The following is an 11,013-nucleotide window of genomic DNA, read 5'->3' as shown; positions in this document are numbered from 1 at the left end:
TAGAGAAGTTGGATGACAGGTCTTGGCGGTTCGTCATTCCCAACTTGATTGGGAATCGTAATGCAAGCGCTTTAAGATTCCCGCCTGCGCGGGAAAGACGACCACTTTATTGGAGTCTGTCATTGATAGAGCGAAGTCGAAGAATCTTTCCAAAGACCATTTTTCTCACGACATTAATAAATCTGTGTTTATCCTTTTTATTTGTGGTTAATTCATTCCGTGGTCTCGGTGTTTCAGTGGCGGAAATAGCGCATATGATGAAAGAAAATCTTTCTCAACTTAGTTCAAAGATCTCTCCATTACGTTGCACTCCAGTCGAGATGACGACTTATTTACGAGATTTGTCAACAGCCTAAAACAAAAAAAGGTCGTGGTTTGCACCACGACCCTAAAAATATAGAATTTAAAACCTACTAAGCGTATGCAACTGCATCTTTAGATGCCAGTTTAGTTGTTCCCATTAAGTATTCGTCTACCTTACGGGCAGCTTCTCTACCTTCTGAAATGGCCCAAACCACTAATGATTGTCCGCGGCGAACATCACCTGCGGCAAAAATCTTTCCGATATTGGTTTGGTAAGTGTGCTCAGATGCTTTTACGTTTCCGCGGTTATCTAACTCCACACCTAATTTCTCAATTAAACCTTCTTTTTGAGGATGTAAGAAGCCCATTGCTAAAAGTACCAGTTCGCATGGAAGATCTCTTTCAGTACCAGCTACTTCTTTAAAAGTAACCGGACGTCCGTTCGCATCAATTTCCCACTCTACATCAACTACTTTTAACGCTTTAAGATTTCCTTTTTCATCAGCAATAAAGTTTTTGGTATTAACTGACCAGGCTCTTTGCGCACCTTCCTCGTGAGAAGAAGTATTTTTTAGCAACATTGGGTAATTTGGCCAGGGCATATGCTCGTTACGCGCCTGTGGTGGCATCGGCATAATCTCGAATTGTGTTACTGATTTTGCACCATGACGGTTAGAAGTACCAATACAATCAGATCCCGTATCGCCACCACCAATTACGATTACATTTTTACCTGTAGCCATAATATCTTCCGCTTCAACAGCTCTGCTCGCTACACGTTTATTTTGTTGTTTCAGGAAATCCATTGCAAAATGAACCCCTTTAGCAGAACGGCCATCAATTGGTAAATCGCGTGGAATAGTTGAACCGCCAGCCAATACAATCGCATTAAAATCGCGTAACAATGTACCTATCTCAACGTTCTCACCTACATTGGCATTACATTTAAAAATGATGCCTTCTTCTTTCATTAAATCGATACGGCGATCTACTACATTTTTTTGTAGTTTAAAATCAGGAATACCGTACCTCAATAAACCACCCGGAGCATCGTCACGTTCGAAAACGGTAACTTCATGTCCAACTTTATTTAACTGAGCAGCAGCAGCTAAGCCCGCCGGACCTGAACCAATTACAGCTACTTTTTTACCAGTTCTGATTAATGGTGCTTTTGCTTTGATAAATCCTTTTTCGAAAGCAATTTCAATGATATGTTTTTCAATTTCCTCAATAGAAACCGGTGGACGGTTGATACCTAATACACATGCAGATTCGCATGGTGCAGGGCAAATTCTGCCTGTAAATTCAGGGAAATTATTGGTACTTAATAAAATATTGGCAGCTAATTCCCATTTACCTTGATAAACTGCGTCGTTAAATTCTGGTATCACGTTACCCAATGGGCAGCCTGACTGGCAGAAAGGTACGCCGCAATCCATACAACGGGCAGCCTGATTGTTTAATTCTTTTGAGGGTAATTCATTTAAAAATTCCCCATAGTGTTTTACACGTTTTGCAGCCGCTTCTCTGGTGGGCGCAACTCTATCGTATTCCTGAAATCCTGTTACTTTTCCCATGGCCTAGTGTGTTTTTACTTGTTGGTTACGTTTGCTTAAAACTGCTTTGTATTCTTTAGGGAATACTTTTACGAAATGAGCAGATTGAGTTTTCCAATCACTTAAGATAAACTCAGCTACTTTACTATCCGTTAAGCGGATATGCGTTTTAAGTAAAGCTAAAATACGCTCTTCATCTTCAGCTTGTAATGGATCAAGATCAACCATTTCTTTATTGCATTTGCGCGCAAATGTTCCATTGGCATCATAAATCCAGGCTACACCACCACTCATACCAGCAGCGAAATTACTTCCGGTATCACCAAGAATCAGCACTTCACCACCAGTCATGTACTCACAACCGTGATCGCCTACTCCTTCAACAACAGCTGTTGCACCAGAGTTACGTACAGCGAAACGCTCTCCAGCTTTACCACGGGCAAATAACTCGCCGGAAGTTGCGCCATAAAGGGCTACGTTACCGATAATGATATTTTGTTCAGGGATAAAAGTTGAATTAGAGAATGGGTAAATAGCCAATCTCGCACCTGATAAACCTTTACCTACATAATCATTCGCTTCACCTTCCAGTGATAAGGTTACCCCACGGGTATTGAAAGCACCGAAACTTTGTCCGGCCGAACCTACAAATTTAAAGTTGATCGTATCAGGAGGTAAACCAGCACCTAAATGAACTTTAGAGATTTCATTCGATAACATGGTACCCAATGCACGGTCGGTATTTTTCACTTCGAAACTGGCAAATACAGGTTCATTATTGTCAATAGCAGGCTGTGCAGCAGCAATTAATTTATGATCTAAAACATGATCCAAACCATGATCCTGACCCTCTGTATTAAATAAAGGAAGGCCATTTTCTTCTGCTTTATATAAGATAGCTGATAAATCAAGGTGTTTCAGTTTCCAGTCTTCAGCAGGCAGTTCGCGTACTTTTAAAATATCAGCCTGACCGATCATTTCGTGGATAGTCCTGAAACCTAATTCAGCCATAATCTCACGTAACTCTTCAGCAAGGAAATAAAATAAGTTCACTACATGATCAGCATCACCGGTAAATAATTTTCTTAATTCCGGATCTTGTGTTGCAACACCAACAGGACAAGTATTTAAATGGCATTTACGCATCATAATACATCCCGAAGTTACCAGGGCTGCTGTAGCAACACCCCATTCTTCGGCGCCTAATAATGCAGCAATAGCGATATCTCGACCTGTTTTAAGCTGACCATCTGTTTGTAACACAATACGGTTACGCAATTTGTTTTTCACCAAAGTTTGGTGTGCTTCTGCCAAACCTAACTCCCATGGTAAACCAGCATGTTGAATAGAGGTTAAAGGAGATGCTCCCGTTCCACCATCAAAGCCAGATACCAGAATCACATCAGCATGTGCTTTAGCAACACCTGCGGCAATGGTACCCACACCAGCTTTAGAAACCAATTTCACATTGATTCTTGCGGCACGGTTGGCATTTTTTAAATCAAAAATTAACTGCGCTAAATCCTCGATCGAATAAATATCATGATGCGGTGGAGGGGAAATTAAACCAACCCCTGGCGTAGAGTGACGAACTTTTGCAATCCAGTCATCTACTTTGTGCCCTGGTAATTGACCACCTTCGCCCGGTTTAGCACCCTGAGCCATTTTAATCTGTAACTCGTCAGCATTGGTTAAATAATAACTCGTTACACCAAAACGTGCAGAAGCAACCTGTTTAATAGCCGAACGCATACTATCGCCATTTGGCAATTTAGTATAACGCATTTCATCTTCACCACCTTCGCCGGTATTGCTTTTTCCACCGATACGGTTCATGGCAATAGCTAAAGTAGAGTGTGCTTCATGAGAAATTGAACCGAATGACATGGCTCCTGTTGCAAATCGTTTTAAAATGGCCTCGGTTGATTCTACCTCACTTAAGGGTACTGAAGGGCGGCTATAGTTAAATTCGAACAATCCACGGATGGTATAAGCTTGCTGTGTTTGCTCATTCACCAATTTAGAGTATTGTTTGAATATATTGTAATCGTTTTTACGCGTTGCGTTTTGTAACAAGTGAATGGTTTGCGGATTAAACAAATGTGCTTCACCTTTACGGCGGAATTTATACGTCCCACCTGCTGGCAACAAGTTTTCGGTCTGTGTTACCGGGCCAAAACTGCGGTGATGTTTAATTAACGTTTCTTTTGCAATTTCATCCAGCCCTAAACCACCAATACGTGAAACTGCACCGGTGAAATAAGTATTCACAACTTGTTTATTTAAACCTAAAATTTCGAAAATCTGGGCACCTTGATAAGACTGCAAGGTAGAGATGCCCATTTTAGAGAAAATTTTAAGTAATCCACTATTTACTGCGTAGATATAGTTTTTAGTCAATTGCTCAACTGATAAACCTGACTCTTCTTTAAACTCATTAATGGTTTCTAAAGCCAGGTAAGGGTTGATTGCGGTAACACCAAAGCCCAATAGCGTGGCAAAATGATGTACTTCCCAAATATCACCGGCCTCTATCACAATACCCACTGCACCACGGTATCCTTTGCGGATTAAATGATGGTGTACAGCAGAAACGGCCAATAAAGAAGGCATTGCAGCATGCTCAGAGTCAATAGCCCTGTCAGTTAATACAATTACCTGGAAACCATCCTCAACCGCATCAACCGCATAACGGCACAAACGATCTAAGGCTTTTGCCATAGCGCCAGGCTTGCCATCAGCCCTGAAATAAGTCTGTAAAGTTTTCGCCTGGAAAACACCTGTATCAATACTTCTTAATTTCTCTAATTCCTGGTTGGTTAAAATCGGATGTTTAATGGCAACGCAATGTGCTTGTAATGGATTTTCTTCCAAAAGATTGCCGTTACTACCCATAAAACTGGCCAAACTCATCACCACCTTTTCACGGATAGGGTCTATCGGCGGATTGGTTACCTGGGCAAATAATTGCTTAAAATAAGATGATAAGTGTTGTGGGCGTTTTGATAATATAGCCAATGGTGTATCTGTACCCATTGAACCGATTGGTTCTTTACCTTCAATGGCCATTGGTTTAAGCAAAAGATCGATATCTTCCCTGCTGTAACCAAAAACCTGTTGATATTTAAAAATAGACTCGGTAGATAAGCCGGTGAACATTACACGTGGCTCCGGTAATTCCTCCAAACGGATCTGGTATTGATTAATCCAATCGCTGTAAGGGCTTTTACCACAAACTTCTCCTTTAATTTCATTATCGCTGATAATTCTGCCCTGCTCCATATCCACTACGAACATTTTGCCTGGTGTTAAACGGCCTTTTTCGATTACAGTACTTTGATCGATGGCTAATGCACCAGCCTCAGACCCCATAATTACACGGTCATCTGACGTAATGGCATACCGGGAAGGACGAAGTCCGTTACGATCTAAAGTTGCGCCGATTAATTTACCATCGGTAAAAGCAATGGCAGCAGGTCCGTCCCATGGTTCCATTAAAGTAGCGTGGAATTCGTAGAATGCCTTTTTAACAGGATCCATATCTTCATTACCATCCCATGCCTCCGGAACCAACATCATTAATACATGAGGCAAAGTTCTGCCTGCATGAAGCAATAATTCGATAACGTTATCCAAACAGCCTGAATCGGAGTTGGTCTCGTCGATTACCGGCAATAACATATCCAGTTCTTCTGGTGTAAAGTAAGCAGAAGCAAAAGACTTAACACCTGCCCTGAACCAGTTTAAATTTCCTTGTAAAGTATTGATCTCACCATTATGCGCAATAAAGCGGAATGGTTGTGCTAACCTCCATGAAGGGAAAGTATTGGTTGCAAAACGCGAGTGAACCAGGCCTAAAGCCGAAACCATGCGCTTATCAGAAAGATCGGTAAAATAGGTACGTACCTGTAATGAAGTTAGCTGACCTTTATATATAATGGTTTGCGCAGAAAGCGAAACGATATAAAAATCTTTACCACCATGAACGGTGTTTACGATCAGTTTAATCAGGTAATTTTTAAAAATATAAAGTTTACGTTCAAAATCAGCACCTGGCGCTACCGCATAAGGACGGGCGATAAATACCTGCTCAATTTCCGGTTCAACAGAAAGGGCCATATTGCCAATATCCGTTGTGTCAACATCAACTTTTCTAAAGCCTAAAATTTCCAGGCCTAGTTTTTCGGCGGCACGGTAAATCAATTCTCTGCACTCTTCTCTGGATCTGATATCCTTTGGCATAAATAACATACCAACACCATAATTATTGGTTTCCGGTAAGCTAAAGCCAGCTTTTAAACATTCGTCGTAAAAAAATTCGTGAGGAATCTGAATCATAATACCTGCACCATCGCCTGTATTTGGTTCTGCTCCACATGCCCCTCTATGATCTAGATTCTCTAAAATAGTAAGTGCATCAGAGATGATTTGATGCGATTTTCGCCCTTTCACATGCGCAACGAACCCAATACCGCAGGCATCGTGTTCAAATTGCGCATCGTACAATCCACTGTTTGGTTCCATTCTTTGCTCGTTAGTTGTTAGTGTATAGGAAACACTAAGATATAAAAAACAAACCTTAAATTACAGAGTTGACATGATTTTTAGAATAATTTTAGTCCTTAGGTAATTTAAAGTGTTTTTATTAAAAAAATGACAATTATTCATTTAAAAAATTACCATATTAATAATGATAATATTATACAATTAATCCATTTTTTTAACCAAAATCAGACATAAATCGTTTTAATTATTGGTTTATTTATGAATATATAATTTAAATATAAATACCTCATACATGAAGTTAATTAACTAGCATTTCCTCCTGCTGTTTAAAAATACCCATTTCAATTTTATTAATTTACTAATCAGCCACATAGCCTAAAAGATAAAAAAAATGCAAAAATGCATTTCGCGAAACAACTTCTTTTTCTACCTTTGTGGCCGGGCAAGTCTTTTACGACCAGCTCCCTTTGAACTCCCCCAGGGTGGGAACACAGCAAGGGTAGAAGGTTGTAGCGGTGCGATAGAAGGTGCTTGCCCTTTTTTTACCCCCTTAATCCCCTGAAGGGGGGATATTAAATTCTTCAGGGGTTCTAGCAGCAGAACCTAATAATCATTTTAAGAATTTATAAACATGAAATTTTTTATTGACACAGCAAATCTTGATCAAATCAAAGAAGCACAAGATCTTGGCATTTTAGATGGCGTAACCACCAACCCTAGCTTAATGGCTAAAGAAGGTATTACCGGCGAAGAAAATGTAATTAACCACTATAAAGCGATTTGCGATATCGTTGATGATAATGTAAGTGCTGAAGTTATTGCGACTACTTTCGACGAGATTGTTAAAGAAGGTGAAGCTTTAGCTGCTTTAAACCCTAAAATCGTTGTAAAAGTACCAATGATTAAAGATGGTGTTAAAGCCATTAAATATTTCTCTTCAAAAGGAATTAAAACCAATTGTACTTTAATTTTCTCTGCCGGACAAGCTTTATTGGCTGCAAAAGCAGGAGCTACTTACGTTTCTCCGTTTTTAGGCCGTTTAGATGATATTTCTAGTGATGGTTTGGTTTTAATTGAAGATATCAGAACTATTTTTGATAACTACGGTTACGAAACTCAGATTTTAGCTGCATCAATCCGCGGACCATTACATATTGTAAACTGTGCTAAATTAGGCGCTGATGTAATTACTGCACCATTAGCTGCTATTGTTGGCTTATTAAAACACCCACTAACAGATAGCGGTTTAGCTACATTTTTAGCTGACCACGCTAAAGCTGCTGGCAAATAAGAATAATAAAGTCGAGAGTCTTTAGTCCTAAGTCTTGAGTCGGGTTTCCGGTTTAAGACTTAGGATTTTTTTGTTTTATGGATAATGTAATGAAGGGATGGATAATGTAAGATGTATGATGGGAAATGGTGAAATTGCAGTCTACATCATCCGTTTTCCCTATTACATTTTCCATTTTCTCTACCATTAAGAAATTAGGACCGTTAAGGTTTATAGGCGCTTACTATTGCAGGTTACATCATCCGTTTCCCCTCTTACATTTTCCATTTTTTCTACCATTAAGAAGTTAAGGCTATTAAGATTTTTATTGGCGCTTACCATTGCAGGTTACATCATCCGTTTCCCCTCTTACATTTTCCATTTTTTCTACCATTAAGAAATTAGGACCGTTAAGGTTTATAGGCAATTACTATTGCAGGTTCCATCATCTGTTTCCCCTCTTACATTTTCCATTTTTTCTACCATTAAAAAATTAAGATCGTTAAGGTTTACAGTCGCTTACTATTGCAGGTTACATCTTCCTTCTTCCATTTTACATGATTTTTTGGAGCGCAGAAACAGTGCTAATCGGTTTCTGTAGTCCTGCTTTCCATTATATTCCGGTAAATGTTCGATAATGACAAATTTATCGGAAACCGGAATGCCATTTCAATCAGGGCTAGGTGGCCAGGGCATCTTATGAAATCTCAAAGGGCAAGCGCGCGGAAAGATTTCGTAAGTATGAGTAGGGAAAATTGTAATAGAGATCACAGGCTTCTGACTTACGAAGTTACCCACCGCTCCTTCCTTTCTAAACTTCGTAAGTAATTGCTACATTTCTGCATTAACGATGGAAACGGCATCCTTTTTGGCTGTCATTCTGAGCGTAGTCGAAGGACAGCCAAAAAGATATAGTGTACAGCGTGTTAAAACGCCCAAATCATTAGAATGGATAATGTAAGATGGATGATGTAAGGTGAATAATGAGCAAATTGCAGGTTACATCTCCCATATTACCTTTTCCATATTACATCATTTCTATATTACATTGCAAGCACTTCCTTAACCTTCTCATAACTGATCTGCTCATCAGGTTCAATCAGAATACCCTTCACTCCTGCCCCGTTTGCGGCTTCTACATCTCTTGGCTTATCGCCAATCATGATAGATTGTGCCGGATCGATATCGTACATGTCAATGGCATCTAAAATCATTCCGGAAGCAGGTTTTCTGCATTTGCACTCACCGCCAACAGTTGGGTGATGCGGGCAATAATAAAAGCCAGCAATATCAGCTCCTTTAGCCACAAAAGCATTGCGGAGCATTTGGTGCATAATGGCCAGTTCCTGCTCAGTATAGCGCTTTAAGGCAATACCACCTTGATTTGTGATTACGATTAAGAGATAACCTTCATCAAATAGCTTTTTTAATACCGGAATTTGATAATCTAAGATTTTAAAATCTTCAACACGGCAGATGTAATCGTATATTTCGTGGTTGAGTACACCGTCACGGTCGAGAAAAATAGCTTTGTTCATTGTTTAATATGGGGATTGAGCATCAAGTATCAAGATGTGAGATATATGATTTAGATCTCGTTTATAATTCGCCAAAATAACTGAAAATTAAGGACAAAAGAAAGCCCAATCTTTAATGAGATCGGGCTTAATCATAAAATTTATTTGGTTTTGGTTATTTCAAATTCAATCCTGCCTTGTGGCCTTTTATCGCAAAAAACAGGATATATAAATAACAAGGCAATACGGTTAAAAGATAGGCCAGTTGAAAGTTAACATGTAACTTTTCATTTAAAAAAGCGTATAGAAGTGGCATTATGGCGCCGCCTGCTATCCCCATTACCATAATCGCCGAACCAATTTTGGTAAATTTACCCAAGTGGCTAATGCCCAGCGGGAAAATTGCCGGCCACATGAGCGAATTGGCTAAACCCAATAAGGCTACAAAAATTACAGCAAACCAACTCGAAATGGCAAAAGATAAAATGGTAAAGATAATACCTAAAATGGCGCATATTCTAAGGGCTTTTTGCTGGGAGATGTATTTGGGAATGGTAACGATACCGATAATATAGCCGATTAACATACTAAACAGTGTAATGGAAGTTAACTTACCACTAATCTCGGCGGTAATACCTAACTCACGTCCATAAATACCAATAATATCACCTGCCATTACCTCGGCGCCTACATACACAAAAATACAAAGGGCACCCAGGAATAAATGCGGAAACTGGAATATACTTTGATGTTTTACAACAGCGCCTTTACTTTCATCTATAACATCTTCTTCAACCTCCACTTCAGGTAAATCAGTGAATTTAATAAAAATAGCAAAAACGCAAAAAACGATGGCTAAAACAATATAAGGCATATTTACACGCCCTAAAACATCGTTCAATAACTGCTCGTGAACAGCGCCGGTTGCCGCTTTGATTTGTTTCTCTACTTCTGAGGCATTTTTTAAAAACAAACTGCCCATAACCAAAGGCACTATCATTCCGGCAAATTTATTACAGATCCCTGCAATACTGATACGTTTTGCAGCACTTTCTATCGGGCCAATAATAGTTAAATACGGATTTGAGGCTGTTTGCAGCAAAGCCAATGCGGCTCCCTGAACAAAAATCCCGGTTAAGAACAAACCAAAAGTCCTGGTTTGGGCTGCGGGGATGAATATTAAAGAGCCCAGTCCTAAAATTACCAAACCTAAAATAATTCCATTTTTAAAACCTACTTTCTTCAGGATCCACGATGATGGCAGCGCTAAAAAGAAGTAAGCCATGTATGATGCAAAGGTTACAAAGAAGGCTTGTAAGTTTGATAATCCGAAAGATAATTTAAAGAAAGGGATTAAAGTTCCGTTTGCCCAGGTTACAAAGCCAAAAATAAAGAATAGGGCGCAAATAATAATAAGCGGTTTTGGCCCCTGGGTTTGACCTGGCCTTGTTGTTTGTTGCATAAAGTTTTGGTTCGGTTTATTTGATTGGACCAAACTAAACAATAATATTTAATAAAAATCGATCAAACGTTTGCGTAATTTCAACTTTAACAAAAAATGGCTTTCCTTAGTGCTCAAGCACCTAAAACAGGTATGCTCCAGACCGGCATTAATAGCCGTTTTCTTTCTCAAAATCACCCGGTAACCTTGCAATATTCAAAAGGAAAGAATCTTAAACTTGTTTTGCCTTTCCCTCGTCTTTACCTTTATTTGATTAGCATTATGATACGGAGCGTGTTAGCAAAAAAAATAGCGCAATAAAAGATGCGGGCATGGGTTAACATTAAATCAACGCAATAAAACAGTTAAATCTATTTAAAAAGTAGCGCTAAATAATTAATTTGCCTATAAATCAATACA

The 11,013-nt window shown here is 39.3% G+C and carries 5 protein-coding genes and 1 other RNA gene; 2 read left to right on the top strand and 4 right to left on the bottom strand.

Annotation, left to right across the window (positions count from 1 at the left end):
* Window positions 1–413: 413 nt before the first annotated feature.
* Window positions 414–1,880 carry a glutamate synthase subunit beta gene (locus IM793_RS16980; protein WP_193423376.1) on the bottom strand — a complete coding sequence of 489 codons (1,467 nt, stop codon included), beginning with the start codon at window positions 1,878–1,880 and terminating at the stop codon, window positions 414–416.
* A 3-nt stretch (window positions 1,881–1,883) separates the two neighbouring features.
* On the bottom strand, window positions 1,884–6,383 hold the full coding sequence (gene gltB / locus IM793_RS16975; protein ID WP_193423374.1) for a glutamate synthase large subunit: 4,500 nt from the start codon (window positions 6,381–6,383) through the stop codon (window positions 1,884–1,886).
* A 422-nt stretch (window positions 6,384–6,805) separates the two neighbouring features.
* Here gltB and ffs point away from each other — a divergent pair.
* An RNA gene (ffs, locus tag IM793_RS16970) (signal recognition particle sRNA small type) lies at window positions 6,806–6,905 on the top strand.
* A 91-nt stretch (window positions 6,906–6,996) separates the two neighbouring features.
* Window positions 6,997–7,656, top strand: a complete 660-nt coding sequence (gene fsa, locus IM793_RS16965) for a fructose-6-phosphate aldolase (RefSeq protein ID WP_121287853.1) — start codon at window positions 6,997–6,999, stop codon at window positions 7,654–7,656.
* 1,022 nt (window positions 7,657–8,678) lie between these two features.
* Here fsa and IM793_RS16960 read toward each other — a convergent pair.
* A complete protein-coding gene (locus IM793_RS16960; RefSeq protein ID WP_132397056.1) occupies window positions 8,679–9,173 on the bottom strand; it encodes an HAD-IIIA family hydrolase in 495 nt (164 codons plus the stop codon).
* A 154-nt stretch (window positions 9,174–9,327) separates the two neighbouring features.
* Entirely contained in the window at window positions 9,328–10,614 is a 1,287-nt protein-coding gene (locus IM793_RS16955) for a sugar MFS transporter (protein WP_193423372.1), read from the bottom strand.
* Window positions 10,615–11,013: the final 399 nt, after the last annotated feature.

This window comes from Pedobacter sp. MR2016-19, assembly GCF_014947265.1.
Classification (GTDB): domain Bacteria; phylum Bacteroidota; class Bacteroidia; order Sphingobacteriales; family Sphingobacteriaceae; genus Pedobacter.
The sequence above is the reverse complement of the archived record's forward strand: the minus strand, read 5'-3'. Positions and strand labels throughout refer to the sequence as shown.